This is a genomic window from Shewanella livingstonensis, assembly GCF_003855395.1.
Lineage (GTDB): Bacteria > Pseudomonadota > Gammaproteobacteria > Enterobacterales > Shewanellaceae > Shewanella > Shewanella livingstonensis.
In genome coordinates, this window is record NZ_CP034015.1 from 1,518,238 (window position 1) to 1,535,703 (window position 17,466).

Consider the following 17,466-nt stretch of genomic DNA (forward strand, 5'->3'; position numbering starts at 1 on the left):
CTCAACTACCGTAAGTTACCCCCCAGAAACGATTAAGCTTAAATATTTAACCAAATGGCGTTATATCTCAAGCCTGCTCTCTATTGTGTTAATGCTGTTGTCATTAACGGTTATCGGCGTAAAAGGCTTTAATTGGGGGCTTGATTTTACCGGCGGTGTGGTCACTGAAATTCAAGTGGATCATCGTATTACGGCTAGTGAAATCCAGCCATTAATGACCGCCGCCTATCAACAAGACGTTAGTGTGATTTCAGCCAGTGAAGCGGGGCGATGGGTATTGCGTTATGCCAATATACCTGATGAAAAACTTCGTCCAGAACTTCGACAAGTATTAGCACCGTTAAAGACTGATATTAATGTACTCAACAGCAGTATAGTTGGGCCTCAAGTGGGGCAAGAGTTGGTTGAACAAGGTGGTTTAGCCTTACTCGTCGCTATGTTATGTATTATGGGTTATTTAAGTTTTCGTTTTGAATGGCGTTTAGCTTCGGGCGCCCTGTTTGCTTTGGTACATGATGTTGTGTTTGTGCTGGCTTTTTTTGCATTAAGTCAAATGGAGTTTAATTTAACTGTGCTTGCGGCTATTTTAGCGATTTTGGGATATTCACTTAATGACTCGATTATTATTGCCGATAGGATCCGTGAACAGTTAGTGGCTAAGCCACAATGGAAAACAGCGGATATAAACAATTTAGCCGTTAAATCTACGTTTTCAAGAACGATGGTCACATCAGGTACGACCTTATTAACAGTGGTAGCTTTGTGGATTATGGGTGGAGCCCCATTGGAAGGTTTTTCTATTGCGATGTTTATCGGTATTTTAACTGGTACCTGGTCATCGATTTCGATAGGAGCAACGTTACCTGAGTTTTTAGGCTTAAAAGCGCAGCATTATCAAGTAATTCCGTTACCTGATTATCCTTAATTAACAATAATTCATCTCCTATAAAAAAGCCGCTGAATTCAGCGGCTTTTAATAAAAGAATGTGAAACTATTTGGCTTTAGGCAAAGCAATCTTCATTTCTACCGAATGACGGAAAATGACTAAAACATGACCGATTAGTTGCACTTTCGCAGACTGGGTTTCACGTACAATGGCGTCAACGATGGCATTTTTTAGCTCTCTGTCGGCAGAGGCTACTTTCACTTTAATCAATTCATGATGTGTAAGAGCGCTATCAATTTCAGCCAGAACACCTTCAGTTAGTCCATTGCCACCAAGCAGCACCACTGGTTTTAGACTGTGCGCCAGTCCTTTTAAATGCTGTTTTTGTTTGGTTGTTAAGTTCATTTGTACCAACTTTTGCTGAGTTACTGTTGAAAAACGGGTATTCTACCCTTATATAGAGCTTATGTAACTCTGAATCGTTGCGGAATTTAAATGACAACAAAAAAACGTACAGCGAGTTCAGCTCGCTGGATGCAAGAACACTTTGATGATCACTATGTGAAATTGGCCCAGAAACGTGGCTTACGTTCACGAGCTGCATTTAAGCTAGAAGAGATCCAACAAAAAGATAACTTAATAAAACAGGGGATGACTGTTGTTGATTTAGGTGCTGCACCAGGTGGCTGGTCACAAGTGGCTGTTAAGCTTGCTGGTGACAGAGGCAAAGTTATTGCTTGCGATATTTTACCTATGGATCCCATTGTTGGTGTTGATTTTCTTCAAGGTGATTTTAGAGAAAACAAAGTACTTGAAGCATTGCTTGAGCGTGTAGGTCAAGATAAAGTGGATGTGGTACTATCAGACATGGCTCCGAACATGAGTGGTTCGGATGCTGTTGATCAACCAAGGGCTATGTATTTAGTTGAATTAGCTTTAGATATGTGTCATCAAGTGTTGGCGCCTAATGGCTGTTTTGCTGTTAAAGTCTTTCAGGGGGAGGGTTTTGACGACTATATAAAAACAGTCAAGCAGGCATTCAAAGTAGTAAAAACCCGTAAACCAGACTCCTCTAGAGCACGCTCTCGAGAAGTCTATCTAGTGGCGACTGGTTACAAGTTGTAGTAGTCTAACGTTAATAATCGCAGGACTGTTAAGAGGTCGAGTAATTTGAGTGACATGGCTAAAAATTTAATACTCTGGGTTGTCATCGCTGTTGTGTTGATGTCAGTGTTCCAGGGTTATTCCCCCTCTTCTTCGAATTCGCAGAAGATGGATTATTCCGCCTTTTTGGACAATGTCCGAAATGGTCAAGTTAACAAGGTCGAAATAAAAAGCGACCAAAGAACGATTGAAGGGACGAAACGTACCGGCGAGAAGTTCACCACTATTATGCCTATGTATGATCAAGATTTAATTAATGATCTTCAAACTAAAGGTATTGATTATAAAGGCCAAGAAGCTGAAGAATCGGGTTTTTTAACTCAAATCTTTATTTCATGGTTCCCAATGTTACTGCTTATTGGAGTATGGATATTTTTCATGCGTCAAATGCAAGGCGGTGGTGGTAAGGGCGCAATGTCATTTGGTAAGAGTAAAGCCAAACTGATGAGCGAAGATCAAATTAAAACGACTTTTGCTGATGTTGCCGGTTGTGATGAAGCCAAAGAAGAAGTCAAAGAACTGGTTGACTACCTTCGTGATCCAACTAAGTTCCAAAAGTTAGGTGGCCGAATTCCAACAGGCGTGTTGATGGTGGGACAACCTGGTACTGGTAAAACCTTGCTGGCTAAAGCCATTGCTGGTGAATCGAAGGTGCCATTCTTTACTATTTCAGGTTCTGATTTCGTGGAAATGTTTGTTGGTGTCGGTGCATCTCGTGTGCGTGACATGTTTGAACAAGCTAAAAAATCTTCTCCTTGTATCATTTTTATTGATGAAATCGATGCCGTAGGTCGCCAACGTGGTGCCGGTGTGGGTGGTGGTCATGATGAGCGTGAGCAGACATTAAACCAGCTGCTAGTTGAAATGGATGGCTTTGAAGGTAATGAAGGCGTTATTGTGATTGCGGCAACTAACCGTCCTGATGTACTCGATTCAGCATTACTTCGTCCAGGTCGATTTGACCGTCAAGTCGTAGTCGGTTTACCAGACGTACGTGGTCGTGAACAGATCCTTAAAGTGCATATGCGTAAAGTGCCTTTATCTGACGATGTTAAAGCAAGTGTTATTGCCCGTGGTACTCCAGGGTTCTCGGGTGCGGACTTAGCTAACCTTGTTAACGAAGCTGCGTTATTTGCGGCTCGTGGTAATCGTCGTGTCGTCGGTATGGAAGAGTTTGAACGTGCTAAAGATAAAATCATGATGGGTGCAGAGCGCCGTTCTATGGTGATGTCAGAAGCAGACAAAGAAATGACGGCTTATCATGAAGCTGGACATGCAATTGTCGGTTGCTTAGTACCTGAACATGACCCTGTGCATAAAGTCACCATTATTCCGCGTGGTCGTGCATTAGGTGTAACATTCTTTTTGCCTGAAGCCGATGCTGTTAGTCAAAGCCGTCGTAAGCTGGAATCACAAATTTCAGTTGCCTATGGTGGACGTTTAGCTGAAGAGCTTATTTATGGCAGCGAAAAAGTGTCTACAGGTGCTTCGCAAGATATTAAATATGCGACTTCGATTGCTCGTAACATGGTTACTCAGTGGGGCTTCTCTGACAAATTGGGTCCTTTACTTTATGCAGAAGAAGAAAACGAAGTTTTCTTAGGCCGCAGTATGGGTAAGTCAAAGGCTATGTCAGGTGATACTGCGTCATTAATTGATTCAGAAATCAAAATGTTTATCGATAAAAACTATCAACGTGCTCAAACCATGTTGACAGAAAATATGGATATTTTGCATGCTATGAAAGATGCACTGATGAAATATGAAACGATTGATTCATTGCAAATCGATGATTTAATGCATCGACGTGAAGTGCGTATGCCAGCTGAATGGCAAAAAGATGAATCATCTGATGACAAAGATAGTGGCAATAACACGCCTAAATCTGAAGTTGAAACGCCAGTAGATGAAGCTAAAACCGACACTAAAGTCGATAATAAAGCCGATACTAATGATGCTGATGAATCACCTGTTAAATAAATAGTTTAGCCAATAAAGAAAACCCCGAAAGGGGTTTTTTTGTTTTTAATCTTATGTAGGAAAATACCTGTGTTTCAATTAACTCATGCCAATAAAACTCTCGATTTATCAGCACCTGTAGTAATGGGCATTGTAAACGTGACGCCAGATTCTTTTTCTGATGGTGGCGAATATATCGATTTGGAACAAGCTTGCCGACATGTTGATTATATGGTCGAACAAGGTGCATTAATTATTGATGTCGGTGGTGAGTCTACTCGACCAGGAGCTGAAGACGTTTCTGTTGAGCAAGAGCTCGCGCGGGTTATTCCTATTATCGAATATAGTGCTAAAACACACGATGTATGGATTTCGATAGACACTAGTAAACCTGAAGTGATGGAACAGGCGGTTAATGCTGGTGCCAATCTAATTAATGACGTACGCGCATTACAAATGCCTGGTGCTTTAGCGATGGCAGCTACGTTAGATGTGCCTATTTGCTTGATGCACATGCAGGGCGAGCCAAAAAATATGCAAGATGCACCTGAGTATCAGGATGTTATCGATGAAGTAGCTGCTTTTTTTGAGTTGCGTATCGCATATTGCGAAGCTGCTGGAATTGAGCGTGAGCGTCTAATTCTCGATCCAGGTTTTGGCTTTGGCAAAACTTTAGCGCATAATTACCGCCTGTTAGCGACTCTACCAAAGTTACATGAGTTTCATTTACCTTTATTAGTGGGTCTATCGCGAAAAAGCATGATTGGCGACCTGTTAGCGCGTGATATTGATCAACGCCTTGCCGGTAGCCTTGCTGGAGCATTAATTGCCGCTCAGCAAGGGGCGCATATTATACGAGTCCATGATGTAGCAGAAACGGTCGATGTACTTAAAGTAATGTCAGAAACCATGGCCAACTTATAGTGATATCGACACGATAACGTTATAAGTAAAGTGAAATCACTTAAGTGGGGACCTGTGAAGCAAAGAAAATTTTTTGGAACCGATGGTATTCGCGGCAAAGTAGGGGCGGGTAAAATGACTCCTGAATTGGCATTGAAGCTTGGTTGGGCTGCAGGACGAGTATTATCTCGAAATGGCACACAAAAAGTGATTATTGGTAAAGATACCCGTATTTCTGGCTACTTGTTTGAATCAGCCCTAGAGGCTGGATTATCAGCAGCTGGATTAAATGTTTTACTGCTTGGTCCAATGCCTACACCTGCGGTTGCCTATTTAACTCGTACGTTTCGTGCAGAAGCTGGTGTGGTGATTAGTGCGTCGCACAATCCCTATTATGACAACGGTATCAAGTTTTTCTCTACTGATGGCAGTAAACTTGATGATGCTATTGAATTAGAAATCGAAGCTGAACTAGAAAAACCGTTAGTCTGTGTTGAGTCGCACTTATTGGGTAAGGCTCGACGAATTGATGATGCAGCAGGGCGTTATATAGAATATTGCAAAGGCAATTTCCCTGCAGATCAGACACTTGAAGGCTTAAGAATTGTGGTTGATTGCGCTCACGGTGCAACTTATCATATTGCCCCTAATGTTTTTCGTGAACTAGGTGCTGACGTGATTGCCATTGGTGATAAACCAGATGGGCTCAATATTAATGATAAAGTAGGCGCAACCTCTATGGCCAAAATTTGTGAAACCGTATTAGCTGAAAAAGCTGACTTAGGAATTGCATTAGATGGTGATGGCGATCGCATTATGATGGTAAATAGTCATGGTGAAGTGATTGATGGTGATCAGATCCTATATATTTTGGCCGTGGATGCCCAAAAGCGTGGTATTTTAAAAGGCGGTGTAGTCGGTACGTTAATGTCTAATCTAGGGTTAGCTTTAGCATTGCAAGCGCTTGATATCCCTTTTGTTCGTTCTAAAGTGGGTGATCGGTATGTCATGGAGATACTTAAACAAAAAGAGTGGCGTATCGGCGGCGAAAACTCTGGTCATATTCTTAATTTAGATCATGGCACTACCGGCGATGGTATTGTTGCAGGTATTTTAGTGTTAGCGGCAATGCGACGCCAAAAAGCTACGCTCGAGCAATTAACTGAATCAATAAAGATGTTACCGCAAGTACTGGTTAATGTGCGTTTTGAAGGTAACTCTAATCCGTTGGACACAGATGCGGTGAAGGCGGTACAAGCGGATGTAGAACAACTGTTAGGTACTCGTGGAAGGGTATTATTACGAAAGTCGGGCACTGAACCTTTAATCAGAGTGATGGTAGAGGGTGATGACTACCCGCAAGTGCTCGCATATGCAAACCGTATTGCTGACGCGGTAAAGGCAGCATGTTAATTATTTGAATATTCAGTTTTTGTTGTTGCTCGCTCAAAAAGTAGACGCTTCGACAGTTTATGTGAAATATTCCCCTTTTAGCTCTTGTAACTTGATAAGTGGTTCGCTATTATTCACGCCGCTTTCAGAGGAGACAGTGAATGGCACTCAGACGTCCTATGGTCGCTGGTAACTGGAAAATGAACGGTAATTCGGCCTTGGCCCAAGAACTTTTCAAGAAGTTTGCTACCAAGCTCCAAAATGATTCAGCTGAAGTGGTTTTATGCCCGCCTTCAATTTATCTTGAAAGTGTTCGGCAGCTGCTTGAAGCCAATAAGCAAACCTTAGATGGTGCGCTTGTTAGAATGGGCGCACAAAATCTTAGTCAACATGATTTTGGTGCGTACACCGGCGAAATATCCGGGCAGATGCTAAAAGATTCTGGATGTCGATATGTTATTATCGGCCATTCCGAGCGTCGCCGTATGTACGGAGAGACGAGCAATATAGTGGCAGAGAAGTTTGCCGCAGCACAAAAATATGGTTTGACTCCGATTTTATGTGTAGGAGAGTCAGGGCCAGCTCGTGAAGCAAGACGTACCTTTGAGGTGATTGCAGAAGAGCTAGATATAGTAATTGAAAAAAACGGTACCATGGCTTTTGATAACGCTATTATCGCCTACGAACCTTTATGGGCTGTAGGAACCGGTAAGAGCGCTACACCAGAGCAGGCGCAAGAAGTACACGCGTTTATTCGCAGTCGCCTCTCTGATGTGTCTCCCTTTATTGGTGAGAATATTAGAATTCTATACGGTGGTAGCGTCACCCCAAGCAATGCGGCAGATATTTTTGCCCAGCCTGATGTTGATGGTGGTCTGATTGGCGGTGCAAGTTTGAACTCAAGTGAGTTTTTAAGTTTATGTACCATAGCAATGAGCGCGTAATTATATGTACGAAGTTCTTATAGTTGTATACTTGGTGGTAGCGTTAGGTCTTATCGGCTTAATTTTAATCCAGCAAGGAAAGGGTGCCGATATGGGCGCATCTTTCGGAGCCGGTGCCTCAGGCACGTTATTTGGCTCAAGTGGTTCAGGTAACTTCCTGACTCGCAGTACTGCAGTATTAGCCATTGGTTTTTTTGCATTAAGTTTAGTGATTGGTAATTTAAGTGCTAATCACACTGAACAAAATGATCAGTGGAAAGATTTAGGTCCAGCAGCAGAGCAAATCATTGATGAAGCGCCTGTGCAGACCGAACAGTCAGAAACGAAAATTCCTGACTAGTAAACCAGGTAACGCCGAGGTGGTGGAATTGGTAGACGCGCAGCCTTGAGGTGGCTGTGTCTTAACGGACGTGCGGGTTCAAGTCCCGCTCTCGGCACCAAATATAACTAACAAATTATGGATAGCGTTTGATTAGTTATTGCAAGATATAGTGTAAATCAATATACTTGCATCAGTTGACGCGGGGTGGAGCAGTTGGTAGCTCGTCGGGCTCATAACCCGAAGGTCGTCGGTTCAAATCCGGCCCCCGCAACCAGCTCCTTGTGTTTTAACTTCGAAAGAAGATAAATCACAATTTACAGGTTTTATAATAAAATGACCTCGTGATTACGGGGTTTTTTGTTATATGAACTTTTAAATATCCGTGTTTCATGCGGGTTGCAATGGGGCTATTAGCCCTTTTTTTGTTTTTTTGGGGGTCATTTTTGGCAACAATAGAATCCAAGCTTGTTGAAATGTTAACAGTACCTGTTGAAGCTCTAGGCTTTAAATTATGGGGCATTGAATATATTCAAGCTGGTCGTCATTCAATTTTACGTGTTTTTATTGATCACGAGAATGGCATCAATATTGAAGATTGTGCAGAAGCCAGTCGTCAAGTTAGCGCAGTTATGGATGTTGAAGACCCTATTTCTACAGAATACACATTAGAAGTATCTTCACCTGGCGTAGATAGACCCTTATTTACCGCCGAGCAATATGCGGCCTATATAGGTGACGATGCAAAAGTACAACTGACTATGCCTGTTGCGGGTAGTCGTAATTTAAAAGGCGTCATCAGTAGTGTTGATGGGCAAATGCTCACCATCACCGTTGATGGTAAAGACTTGATTGTTGCTTTGGATAATATCCGTAAAGGCAGCATTATCGCTAAGTTTTGATAGTTTCAGGTGAAGAACGAGGCAAGACCAAATGAATAAAGAGATCCTGCTAGTCGCAGAAGCGGTTTCCAATGAGAAAGGCCTTCCGCGCGAGAAAATTTTCGAAGCGCTAGAAATTGCATTGGCTACCGCAACTAAGAAAAAATATGAAGGCGATATTGAAGTTCGTGTAGCGATTGATCGTAAAACCGGTCATTACGACACGTTCCGTCGTTGGATGGTTGTTGACGATCATGGCGAAGCTCTGGAAAATCCATATAGCGAAATTACGTTTGAAGCGGCTCGTTATGAAGATCCAGAGATTCAATTGGGTGATTTTATCGAAGATCAAATCGACTCAGTTGCATTTGACCGTATAACCACTCAAACCGCTAAACAAGTTATCGTACAAAAAGTACGTGAAGCTGAACGTGCACAAATTGTTGAACAATTTATTGAACGTGAAGGTGAAATTGTTACTGGTGTGGTTAAAAAAAGCACCCGTGAAAGTGTGGTTGTTGATTTAGGTAATAATGCCGATGGTGTATTATTTAAAGAAGATTTAATCAGCCGTGAATCTTTCCGTCCTGGTGACCGTGTGCGTGCATTATTGTACTCAGTACGTCCAGAGGCTCGTGGCGCGCAGTTATTTTTAACTCGCAGTAAAGCTGAAATGTTGATTGAACTGTTTCGGGTTGAAGTGCCAGAAATTTATGACGAATTGATCGAAGTAATGGGTGCTGCTCGTGACCCAGGTGCTCGTGCTAAAATCGCCGTGAAATCTAATGATCGTCGCATTGACCCTATTGGTGCATGTGTTGGTATGCGTGGTGCACGTGTGCAAGCCGTATCAAACGAATTAGGCGGCGAGCGCGTAGATATTGTGTTGTGGGATGATAATCCTGCTCAATATGTGATCAATGCCATGGCGCCAGCTGATGTTGCATCTATCATTGTGGACGAAGACAACCACTCGATGGATATCGCTGTAGAAGCTGACAGTTTGGCACAGGCCATTGGTCGTAATGGCCAAAACGTGCGTTTAGCTACTCAACTAACCGGTTGGGAACTAAACGTAATGACAGTTGAAGATATGAACAAAAAACACCAAGCCGAAAGTGCTAAAGTGATTGATTTGTTTGTAGCTCATCTGGATGTAGATAAAGATTTTGCAGCCGTATTGGCTGATGAGGGATTCACTTCGTTAGAAGAGATTGCTTATGTCCCAGAATCTGAACTACTAGCAATAGAAGGTTTCGACGAAGGAATCGTTGAAGCATTACGTGAACGTGCAAAAGCTGCTATCTCGACAAGAGCATTAGCGTCTGAAGAAGCGTTAGATGGTGCAGAGCCAAGTGATGACTTATTAGCATTGGAAGGATTAGAAAGGCATTTAGCTTATGTTCTTGCGAGCAAAGGTGTAGTGACTTTAGAAAACTTGGCCGAGCAAGGTATTGACGATTTAATTGATATTGAAGAATTAACAGAAGAAAAAGCAGGTGAGCTCATCATGGCTGCCCGCAATATCTGTTGGTTTGGCGAAGAAGCATAAGTCGATCAACAGGGGGATTTAATTGATGGCAGATACAAGCGTAGAAAAATTAGCAGCGGAAGTGGGAAAATCAGTTGATCGATTAATTGAGCAATTCACCGATGCTGGTATAAGCAAAAAACAACTCGATACTGTTTCAGAAAAAGAGAAGCAACAACTTCTTGATTATCTAAAAAAACAGCATGGTGCAGATTCTGTTCCGACCAAAATGACATTGCAACGTAAAACCGTGTCAACGTTAAGTGTTGCGAGCACTGGTGGTCAGTCAAAAGACGTTAAAGTAGAAGTGCGTAAGAAACGTACTTTTGTTAAGCGTGATGATACAGAATTAGCAAAACAAGCTGAATTAGAAGCTCAAGCAAAAGCCAAAGCAGACGCTGAAGCTCAAGCAAAAGTGGAAGCTGAAGCAAAAGCAGCGGCAGAAGCGAAAGCTAATGCAGAAGCGAAGAAAAAAGCGGAAGCAGAAGCCAAATTGAAATCTGAAAAAGTTAAATCTGAACCGAAAGTAACTAAAGTTGCTGACCCGGAAACCACAGCAGTAAAAGCTGAGGGCGATCGTTTAAAAGCGACTCAAGAAGCTGTACTTACTCAAAAGCAGAAAGATGAAGCCGCTAAAGCAGCTGAAACAGCACGCCAACTTGCAGAAGTAAACTCAAAGCGTTGGGCTGAAGAAGAGCGTCAACGTTTAGATGCTGAAAAGAATGGCGATCATCACATCACAACGTCTAAAGTTGCTCGTGCAGCTGAAGATAGTTCAGATGCAGATGACGAAAAACGTGGTCGTCGTGCTCGCAATAAAAACGCCAATAAAAAACGTGGTGGAAAAGATGCTCGTGACGGTCGCGAAAAACACATGCGTAATCGCAGCACTGCACCAGAATCTATGGCGCACGGTTTTAATAAACCTGCCGCTGCAGTAAGTCGTGATGTGCGTATTGGCGAAACTGTAACAGTATCTGAATTAGCTCACTTAATGGCTATAAAAGCCACCGTTATCATCAAGCAAATGATGAAAATGGGTACTATGGTTACTATTAACCAGGTACTTGACCAAGAAACTGCCCAAATGGTTGCAGAAGAACTAGGTCATAAAGTTGTACTTATTCGTGAAAATGAACTTGAGCATCAAGTGATGCAAGATCGTGATGACAATATTAAGCTAGAGTCTCGTGCTCCGGTTGTGACTATCATGGGTCACGTTGATCACGGTAAAACATCATTACTAGATTATATTCGTCGTGCAAAGGTTGCTGCTGGCGAAGCCGGTGGTATTACTCAGCATATTGGTGCATACCACGTTGAAACTGATAATGGCATGATCACTTTCCTTGATACTCCTGGTCACGCGGCGTTTACGTCAATGCGTGCTCGTGGTGCTAAGGCGACTGACATTGTTATTTTGGTTGTTGCTGCCGATGATGGCGTAATGCCACAAACGATTGAAGCTATTCAACATGCTAAAGCCGGTAATGTACCGTTAATCGTTGCTGTTAACAAAATGGATAAGCTAGATGCAGATCCTGAACGTGTTAAGAGTGAGCTGTCTCAACATGGCATTATGTCTGATGATTGGGGTGGAGATAACATGTTCGTTCATGTATCCGCTAAAACGGGTATGGGCATCGATGAACTGTTAGAAGGTATTTTACTTCAATCTGAAGTATTAGAACTTAAAGCAATACGTGATGGTATGGCTGCTGGTGTTGTTATCGAATCAAAACTTGATAAAGGTCGTGGTCCAGTGGCTACTGTCTTGGTTCAAGAAGGTACCTTACGCCAAGGTGATATCGTTTTATGTGGTTTAGAGTACGGTAAAATCCGTGCGATGAAAGACGAAAACGGTCATGCAATTACTGAAGCAGGTCCATCTATCCCAGTAGAGATTTTAGGTCTTTCTGGTGTGCCTTTAGCAGGTGATGAAGCGACAGTTGTACGTGATGAACGTAAAGCTCGTGAAGTTGCATTGTATCGTCAAGGTAAATTCCGTGACATTAAGTTAGCGCGTCAGCAGAAGTCTAAGCTAGAAAACATGTTTGCAAACATGGAAGAAGGCGAAGTACAAGAGCTGAATATCGTACTTAAAGCGGATGTTCAAGGTTCTCTTGAAGCGATTTGTGAATCTTTAGCTAAACTGTCTACAGATGAAGTTAAAGTGAATATTATTGCTAGAGGTGTAGGTGCATTAACCGAAACCGACGCAACATTGGCAGCAGCTTCAAATGCAATTCTTGTTGGTTTCAACGTCCGTGCAGATGCACAGGCTCGTAAGACCATTGATTCAGAAAGTGTTGATTTGCGTTATTACAGCATCATCTATAACCTAATTGATGAAGTTCGTGCTGCAATGACAGGTATGTTAGCTCCTGAATTTAGACAAGAAATTATCGGTCTTGCAGAAGTGCGTGATGTATTTAAGTCACCTAAAATCGGCGCTATCGCTGGTTGTATGGTTACCGAAGGTATTGTTAAACGTAGCGCACCAATCCGTGTTCTACGTGATAACGTGGTTATCTTCGAAGGTGAACTTGAGTCATTACGTCGCTTTAAAGACGATGCTCCTGAAGTCCGTAATGGGATGGAATGTGGTATCGGTGTGAAGAACTACAATGACGTCCGAGTGGGCGACCAAATTGAAGTCTTCGAAATAGTCGAAATTGCTCGCACCTTATAAGTACCAATGGAAGGGCGGCTTTAGCCGCCCTTTTTGATTGTAGACCTAACGATATGGCATATCATCATGGCAAAAGAATTTAGTCGTACCCGCCGTATTGCACAACAACTCCAGCAAGAACTTGCAATGGTGTTGCAACGCGATATGAAAGATCCCCGCATTGGTTTTGTTACCGTAAACGACGTCGATGTTTCTCGAGATTTAAGTTATGCAAAAGTGTATGTGACCTTCTTTGAAGAAGACACAGAACTTGTGCAACAAAAAATTGATGCACTTACTGTAGCAGCTCCTTATGTACGTACTTTGGTTGCTGGGCGTATGAAGTTACGCGTCATGCCTGAATTACGTTTTATTTACGATAGCTCTCTGGTTGAAGGCATGCGTATGTCTAACCTAGTGACGCAGGTCATCAATAAAGATAAAGCTAAGCAACAGCAATTTACTCCTGAAGTATCTGATAACAGCGAGTCTGTTGACGGTGAAAAGGAGCAAGATTAATGGCTCGTCGCCCTAAAGGTCGCTTCATCGACGGAATCGTATTACTCGATAAAGATACTGGCATGAGCTCTAACTTTGCATTGCAAAGAGTTAAGCGCTTTTTTAATGCCAATAAAGCTGGCCACACAGGTGCTTTAGACCCGTTAGCAACAGGTATGTTGCCTATATGCCTCGGAGAAGCAACTAAGTTCTCTCAGCATTTATTAGATTCTGATAAGCGCTATCTGGTCACAGCTAAATTGGGTGAGCGAACGGATACTAGCGATTCTGATGGGGAAGTCGTACAGACACGTGCTATTAATTTCTCTCAAGCAGAACTTGACGAGAAGCTTGCGTTTTTTCGTGGTACCACTCAACAAGTTCCGTCAATGTATTCGGCATTAAAATACCAAGGCCAACCTTTGTATAAGTATGCCCGCGAAGGTATCGAAGTGCCTCGTGAGTCACGACCTATCACTGTATTTGAGCTAAATTTTATTAAGCTTGAAGGTGATGAGTTAACCCTAGATATACATTGCTCTAAAGGGACTTACATACGCACTATTATTGATGATTTAGGTGAAATGCTTGGATGTGGAGCGCATGTCATTATGCTCCGCCGCACTCAAGTTGCCGAATATCCGTATGATAAAATGGTGAGCCTAGCACAATTAGAAGCGCTACTTGAGCAAGCTCATAGACAAGATGTTGCACCTCAGACCCTGATGGATTCATTACTATTACCAATGGATACTGCCGTGGCTAAATTTGCTGAAATTAACTTGCCAGACGAAATGTTATATTACGTCATGCAAGGACAAGCAATTCAAGCGGCTGGACTTAAGCCCGATGAGTTAGTGCGCATCACGATCGGCGATGAACGCCGGTTTGTTGGTATGGGTATCATGAATGACGATGGTTTATTAGCGCCAAAACGTTTGATCGTGATCCATGACAATGTTCCTGCAGAGTAGCCAGTCTGTTTTTACAGATAAATAATCGAATTTATATTGCGGTTAAGCATCAATCTGGTTAAAATGCTGCCCTCGCTCTGGCTGAGTTAGTGATCGGCTTGAGATACATTTACTTTTTTTGGAGATACACATGTCACTAAGTGCTGAAACAAAAGCAAAAATTTTGGCTGATTTTGGTCGCGGCGAAAACGATACCGGTTCAACTGAAGTTCAAGTAGCTTTGTTAACTGCTCAAATTAACCACCTTCAAGGTCACTTTAAAGAGCACATCCATGATCACCACTCTCGTCGTGGTCTATTGCGTATGGTTAGTGCACGCCGTAAGCTTTCTGCTTACTTAAAGCGTACTGACGTAGCTCGTTATACTGCTATGATCCAGAAGTTAGGTTTACGTCGTTAATTCGACATTCTGCTTACTTTTGTAAGCAGATTAAACCATAAAAAAGGAGGCCATTTAGCCTCCTTTTTTTATTGTCTAAAAATAACTTTTTATCTATTTTATTGTTTAAATCTCTCTTTTTTATTGAATAGCATGCCACTTTGGTTTATTTAACCTATATGATTACGGGCTGTATAACCTAGCCTGAACCCTTGCTGGGGTAATTTTTAGGTTTGTGCTGGGATTATGAAGCGTTATTGCTTATGAATGTATTCTGCAATGCTTACCTCGTCGGGAACTCGTCTTTAATCAGTATCGACACCCCATCTTCTTAACATGCACTGAATCCTTAACACGTGTTGATATTGTTCACTCGGGTATTAGGTGGCAATTAACTTGGGCGGTTAGCGGCAACTAGCTAAGCTGATGATTAAGATTTAGTCGCATAAAGAAGGGACGTTTTTTATAAATGTATTGTGCGAAGTAATCAGTACTGAACCTGCTATTACTCAGTATGGATATGACCTAATGAGTTTGAGCTAACTTCTATAGTAGACTTGGTGCTTATCAACTGCTTATCAACTCCTAATCCACATTGGGTTGTTATCATATTAGCAGCCGATCGGACAAGATTGTTAAGGTTTATAAATTAGTTTAAACATGGATAATCTTGGCTGTGCGACTGGCAATATATTTCTCTTCAAACTCTGCTAATGGCAATGGTTGGCTGAAGAAAAACCCTTGGCCTATTTCACATTGATTCTCTTTGAGCCACTCAAGTTGTTGAATATTTTCAATACCTTCGGCCACAATCGTTAAATCAAGTTGGCGGCCCAGCATTAAAATAGTCGATGCTATTGCGCTATCTTCAGGTAGATCGCTGACAAACGCTCGATCAATTTTCATTGTCGTAATAGGTAAATGCCTTAAATATGACAATGATGAATATCCGGTACCAAAATCATCAACAGCAATACCAAACCCAGCCGATTTAAGCTGTTCTAATTTAGTGATTGCTTGTTCAACATCATTCATCAACGATGTTTCAGTAATTTCTATTTCAAGTAATTCAGGGCGTATTTGGTATCGGATTGCGAGTTGTTTAATGTCAGGCACTAAACTGGCGTCTGCAAATTGTTGAGAGGCCACATTTACTGCGATTGGAATTTCATAATTATATTTACGCTGCCATTCTCTAATGACTTTGCAACTTTGCTCTATAACCCAACGTCCTATAGGAATAATAATACCGGTTTCTTCTGCAACCGGGATAAATGACATAGGGCTGATTAAACGACCATCTTTTTGCCAGCGAATAAGGGCTTCACATCCGACAACTTCATTAGTTTTGATGTTGAATTTTGGTTGGAAATGCAATAAAAATTCATTGTTTTTCAATGCGTCATGTAATGATGCTTCTGTACGAAGCCTCACCGCAGCACGTTCGGTCATTTGTTGTTTAAAGAACGACCACTGGTTAGATCCCGCTGCTTTTGCACTGTACATTGCGATATCTGCATGGCGGATTAAATCTTCTGCGGTAATACCGTCCTCAGGATATATAGAGATACCGATAGATGCCGCTGGATGAATTGCATGCTCATTAAGTTGAATTGGAGTATTTAATTGAATCAGTAGCTTGTCAACAAAGTCGGCCGCTTGTGAAGGTGTTTGAATTTCATCAGCTAAAATAACAAATTCATCCCCACCTAAACGAGCTACGCTGCCTCTGTCACCCACGACTCTTTCTAAAATACGTGCAATACGTGCAAGGAATTGATCACCGATTGCATGACCTAGTGAGTCATTAACATTCTTAAACCGGTCTAAGTCAATAAAAAGTAGCGCAAAATTTCTTTTATGAACACGTGAACGTTGAATGGTGACGTTCAATGTTTCTAATAGTAAGGTTCTGTTAGGTAACCCTGTTAATGGATCGCGAGTGGCCATTTTACGAAGTTTATTTTGCGTTTGGCTAAACTGTAATAATATTTGATTAAATTTACTGGTCACAAGCCCTAATTCATCATCCTTATGGGCTTTTGACATCGGTAATAAATTTTCATCAGGATAATCAGGATCAATTTTATCGATTGCTTCACTAATGCTTGCAATGGGTTGGGTTAGAAAACGATGAAAAACCACCGTTAACACCAGTGTGAGTAACAACGCACGAGCTAAGGTTGCAATTAACCCTAGTTGTAACTGGCTAAATAATTTTGTGGTAAGTTTTTGTGTGTCGTAAAAAATCGTTAGTGTGCCAATAAGTTGCTGTTGTTTATTACCTTCAAAATAGAATGGGCGATACAACGGGCGGGAGATTTCTTTTAAATTACCAAAAAGACGATTACTCAACGATGTGTAGTTCTTAGAAAACTCATCTGATTCATTTGCGACGGACACAAATAATGAACCATCATCAAGTTCAATCACTGCAGAGCCAACATTATCGACTTTGATAATGCCTTCCAGTGTCTGGCTGGCAAGTTTATCATCTAGTGACCATACTGCATTGGTAGTGGTTTGTTCGACAGAGTTGAGCAGTTCTTGCTGTGCTGCAGTCAGTTGTTGTTTGGTGGTAACGACCACTAAGGCAATTTCAACAATAAAGATGGCAATTGCAAAAAACAAAGCGGTAAAAACCACTAAATGAGTTTGTTTCCATGTAAGAGACTTAAAACGGGCAGTCATGTATTATTCCATGTCATGTAAGTGACTATTTTTTATGTTAATTCTTGCAGTTTATAATGCTAAAATTACAAATGATTATACTTAATATAAAATCAATCCTAACTTGGTCAATTAGTTGGTTAACCCACATAAAAATTGACCTTATTAGCTACAATTTTAGTCAAATTCATCGGTCTTGTCATCAATAATCAAACCTAATAGCGAACCTTAGGTCACTTAACTGAGATAATCTTAGCTTAATCATGTCAAAATCATTTGTTAATACAATGATCT

The 17,466-nt window shown here is 41.6% G+C and carries 15 protein-coding genes and 2 tRNA genes; 15 read left to right on the top strand and 2 right to left on the bottom strand.

Annotation, left to right across the window (positions count from 1 at the left end):
* Positions 1-31: 31 nt before the first annotated feature.
* The gene (gene secF, locus EGC82_RS06585) at positions 32-925 is read left to right on the top strand and encodes a protein translocase subunit SecF (RefSeq protein WP_124732578.1); all 894 of its coding nucleotides are present in this window, start codon (positions 32-34) and stop codon (positions 923-925) included.
* A gap of 67 nt (positions 926-992) precedes the next feature.
* On the opposite strand, the gene yhbY is transcribed toward secF, so the two are convergent.
* Positions 993-1,292, bottom strand: a complete 300-nt coding sequence (gene yhbY / locus EGC82_RS06590) for a ribosome assembly RNA-binding protein YhbY (protein WP_124730059.1) — start codon at positions 1,290-1,292, stop codon at positions 993-995.
* A 90-nt stretch (positions 1,293-1,382) separates the two neighbouring features.
* On the opposite strand from yhbY, the gene rlmE reads away from it, so the two are divergent.
* From rlmE to rpsO, 14 genes are all read left to right on the top strand, one after another.
* The gene (gene rlmE / locus EGC82_RS06595; RefSeq protein ID WP_124730060.1) at positions 1,383-2,012 is read left to right on the top strand and encodes a 23S rRNA (uridine(2552)-2'-O)-methyltransferase RlmE; all 630 of its coding nucleotides are present in this window, start codon (positions 1,383-1,385) and stop codon (positions 2,010-2,012) included.
* A 45-nt stretch (positions 2,013-2,057) separates the two neighbouring features.
* A complete protein-coding gene (gene ftsH, locus EGC82_RS06600; protein WP_124730061.1) occupies positions 2,058-4,031 on the top strand; it encodes an ATP-dependent zinc metalloprotease FtsH in 1,974 nt (657 codons plus the stop codon).
* Between the two features lie 123 nt (positions 4,032-4,154).
* On the top strand, positions 4,155-4,934 hold the full coding sequence (gene folP / locus EGC82_RS06605) for a dihydropteroate synthase (protein WP_415837555.1): 780 nt from the start codon (positions 4,155-4,157) through the stop codon (positions 4,932-4,934).
* Positions 4,935-4,988: 54 nt separating this feature from the next.
* Complete coding sequence (gene glmM, locus EGC82_RS06610) at positions 4,989-6,326, top strand: phosphoglucosamine mutase (protein WP_124730063.1); 1,338 nt, start codon at positions 4,989-4,991, stop codon at positions 6,324-6,326.
* A 140-nt stretch (positions 6,327-6,466) separates the two neighbouring features.
* Positions 6,467-7,249: a triose-phosphate isomerase gene (gene tpiA, locus EGC82_RS06615; RefSeq protein WP_124730064.1), complete on the top strand. Its 783-nt coding sequence runs from the start codon at positions 6,467-6,469 to the stop codon at positions 7,247-7,249.
* A gap of 4 nt (positions 7,250-7,253) precedes the next feature.
* A complete protein-coding gene (gene secG, locus EGC82_RS06620; RefSeq protein ID WP_124730065.1) occupies positions 7,254-7,589 on the top strand; it encodes a preprotein translocase subunit SecG in 336 nt (111 codons plus the stop codon).
* A gap of 13 nt (positions 7,590-7,602) precedes the next feature.
* Positions 7,603-7,689, top strand: a tRNA-Leu gene (locus EGC82_RS06625).
* Between the two features lie 80 nt (positions 7,690-7,769).
* Positions 7,770-7,845, top strand: a tRNA-Met gene (locus tag EGC82_RS06630).
* Positions 7,846-8,014: 169 nt separating this feature from the next.
* Positions 8,015-8,470, top strand: a complete 456-nt coding sequence (rimP, locus tag EGC82_RS06635; protein ID WP_124730066.1) for a ribosome maturation factor RimP — start codon at positions 8,015-8,017, stop codon at positions 8,468-8,470.
* Between the two features lie 31 nt (positions 8,471-8,501).
* Entirely contained in the window at positions 8,502-10,001 is a 1,500-nt protein-coding gene (gene nusA, locus EGC82_RS06640; protein WP_124730067.1) for a transcription termination factor NusA, read from the top strand.
* Positions 10,002-10,026: 25 nt separating this feature from the next.
* Positions 10,027-12,672, top strand: a complete 2,646-nt coding sequence (infB, locus tag EGC82_RS06645; protein WP_124730068.1) for a translation initiation factor IF-2 — start codon at positions 10,027-10,029, stop codon at positions 12,670-12,672.
* Between the two features lie 66 nt (positions 12,673-12,738).
* Positions 12,739-13,170: a 30S ribosome-binding factor RbfA gene (gene rbfA / locus EGC82_RS06650; RefSeq protein ID WP_124730069.1), complete on the top strand. Its 432-nt coding sequence runs from the start codon at positions 12,739-12,741 to the stop codon at positions 13,168-13,170.
* Positions 13,170-14,123, top strand: a complete 954-nt coding sequence (gene truB, locus EGC82_RS06655) for a tRNA pseudouridine(55) synthase TruB (RefSeq protein WP_124730070.1) — start codon at positions 13,170-13,172, stop codon at positions 14,121-14,123. The genes rbfA and truB overlap by 1 nt, the downstream gene beginning before the upstream one ends.
* A gap of 130 nt (positions 14,124-14,253) precedes the next feature.
* Positions 14,254-14,523, top strand: coding sequence for a 30S ribosomal protein S15 (gene rpsO / locus EGC82_RS06660; RefSeq protein WP_124730071.1), 270 nt, complete (start codon positions 14,254-14,256; stop codon positions 14,521-14,523).
* Positions 14,524-15,156: 633 nt separating this feature from the next.
* Here rpsO and EGC82_RS06665 read toward each other — a convergent pair.
* Positions 15,157-17,193, bottom strand: coding sequence for a putative bifunctional diguanylate cyclase/phosphodiesterase (locus EGC82_RS06665; protein ID WP_124730072.1), 2,037 nt, complete (start codon positions 17,191-17,193; stop codon positions 15,157-15,159).
* Positions 17,194-17,466 lie beyond the last annotated feature (273 nt).

Bases quoted from the DNA above. Each gene is read 5' to 3' on its own strand.
- folP (WP_415837555.1), top strand. From the start codon at position 4,155: ATGGGCATTGTAAACGTGACGCCAGATTCTTTTTCTGATGGTGGCGAA.
- nusA (WP_124730067.1), top strand. From the start codon at position 8,502: ATGAATAAAGAGATCCTGCTAGTCGCAGAAGCGGTTTCCAATGAGAAA.
- EGC82_RS06665 (WP_124730072.1), bottom strand. From the start codon at position 17,193: ATGACTGCCCGTTTTAAGTCTCTTACATGGAAACAAACTCATTTAGTG.
- secG (WP_124730065.1), top strand. From the start codon at position 7,254: ATGTACGAAGTTCTTATAGTTGTATACTTGGTGGTAGCGTTAGGTCTT.
- rbfA (WP_124730069.1), top strand. From the start codon at position 12,739: ATGGCAAAAGAATTTAGTCGTACCCGCCGTATTGCACAACAACTCCAG.
- truB (WP_124730070.1), top strand. From the start codon at position 13,170: ATGGCTCGTCGCCCTAAAGGTCGCTTCATCGACGGAATCGTATTACTC.
- infB (WP_124730068.1), top strand. From the start codon at position 10,027: ATGGCAGATACAAGCGTAGAAAAATTAGCAGCGGAAGTGGGAAAATCA.
- tpiA (WP_124730064.1), top strand. From the start codon at position 6,467: ATGGCACTCAGACGTCCTATGGTCGCTGGTAACTGGAAAATGAACGGT.
- rlmE (WP_124730060.1), top strand. From the start codon at position 1,383: ATGACAACAAAAAAACGTACAGCGAGTTCAGCTCGCTGGATGCAAGAA.
- rpsO (WP_124730071.1), top strand. From the start codon at position 14,254: ATGTCACTAAGTGCTGAAACAAAAGCAAAAATTTTGGCTGATTTTGGT.
- yhbY (WP_124730059.1), bottom strand. From the start codon at position 1,292: ATGAACTTAACAACCAAACAAAAACAGCATTTAAAAGGACTGGCGCAC.